Origin of the sequence: Planktotalea sp. (genome assembly GCF_049680325.1) — a bacterium.
In the GTDB taxonomy this organism is placed as follows: domain Bacteria; phylum Pseudomonadota; class Alphaproteobacteria; order Rhodobacterales; family Rhodobacteraceae; genus Planktotalea.
Map to the genome: position 1 here is coordinate 1 of NZ_JBAUHO010000041.1, position 1,640 is coordinate 1,640.

Annotated in this window: 1 protein-coding gene; it reads left to right on the forward strand. The window is 52.2% G+C overall.

The annotated features are described in order from the left end of the window. Positions 1–13: 13 nt before the first annotated feature. Positions 14–1,640: NAD(P)H-dependent oxidoreductase subunit E (locus tag WBC85_RS01920; RefSeq protein WP_424432995.1), on the forward strand; the 1,627-nt coding region annotated here is incomplete at its 3' end.

Consider the following 1,640-nt stretch of genomic DNA (forward strand, 5'->3'; position numbering starts at 1 on the left):
TGCCTGGAAAAAGCTGGCTTTCCCTAAAGGTCGCGTGCTTAACCCGGAGGATACCGCGCGGGTTGAAACGCTGATCGGCCAAGGGCCTTACAAGCGCGATTTGTTGATCGAATATCTTCACAAAATCAAGGACGCAGAAAACTGCTTGATGGCAGGACATATGCATGCCTTGGCGTCGTTGATGAAATTGCCCATGGCAGAAGTCTATGAGGTCGCCAGTTTTTATGATCACTTTGACATTGTAAAAAACGAAGAAGACCGTCCAGCGCCGATAACCATCCGTGTTTGCGACTCGCTTTCCTGCATGATGGCGGGCGCTGAAACGCTTATCAACGAACTGGAAGCTGGCGCTGATAAATCGAAAATCCGTATCATGCGCGCCCCATGCATGGGTGGCTGCGATGTTGCTCCGGCAGCTCGCATCGGCGATGCGGAAATTGGCAATGCAACCGCTGATGATTTGCTGGCAATGGCTGCAAAAGCAAAAACCAATAAAGACATTCCGGCCAATAAACCGGCTTACACCAGCCTTGCTTCCTATCAGCAACAAGGCGGCTATGATCTGGCGATGCGCATTCGTTCCGGCGCTATTGGCTTTGATGCCATGCTGGAATTACTGAAAGATTCAGGCCTGCGTGGTCTGGGCGGCGCAGGATTTCCAGCTCATATGAAATGGAAATTTGTGCGTGGCTATGAAGGCCCGCGCCTGATGACGATTAATGGCGACGAAGGGGAACCGGGAACCTTCAAAGATCGTTACTATCTGGAGCGCGATCCCCATCGTCTGTTTGAAGGCGCGATCATCGCTGCCCATTTTGTCGAGGCAGAACGTATCTATCTTTATATGCGCGATGAATATCCTGCGGTTCTTGAAATTCTGCGTACTGAAATCGCTGCGCTTGAGGCTGCTGGCATTGTCGAAAAAGGCTTTATCGAATTGCGCCGTGGGGCGGGTGCTTATATTTGCGGCGAAGAATCCGCTATGATTGAGAGCATCGAAGGTAAACGCGGTTTGCCGCGTCATCGTCCACCCTATATTGCCCAAGTGGGTGTCTTTGGGCGTCCAACTTTGAACCACAATGTTGAGACCCTTTGGTGGCTGCGTGACATTGTTGAAAAAGGCGCTGAATGGTTTGCTTCACAAGGAAAGAAAGATCACCCCGGCCCACGTTCCTGGTCGGTCTCAGGACGCGTTAATAACCCCGGCGTTATTCTTGCCCCAGCTGGGGTCACCATCCGCGAATTGATCGACGATCATTGCGGCGGCATGGCAGAGGGCCATAACTTCAAAGCCTATTATCCGGGCGGAGCATCCTGCGGAGTATTGCCAGCAGCGATGGATGATATTCCGCTTGATTTTGGCGGTAAACTTGCAGAGCTTGGCTCCTTCGTCGGTTCCCACGCTGTTGTGGTTTTGTCAGATCAAGACAGCGTCAAAGACGCAGTGTTGAACACACTGGAATTCTTCAAACATGAAAGCTGTGGTCAATGTACCCCATGCCGTGGCGGCACTGAGAAAATGGTCGCTTTGTTGAAGAAAGACGGAGCGCCCGACGAGCCAACAATCCGCGACATCGAACAGGTCATGCGCGATGCTTCCATCTGCGGTCTGGGCCAAGCAGCACCTAACCCGGTCAACA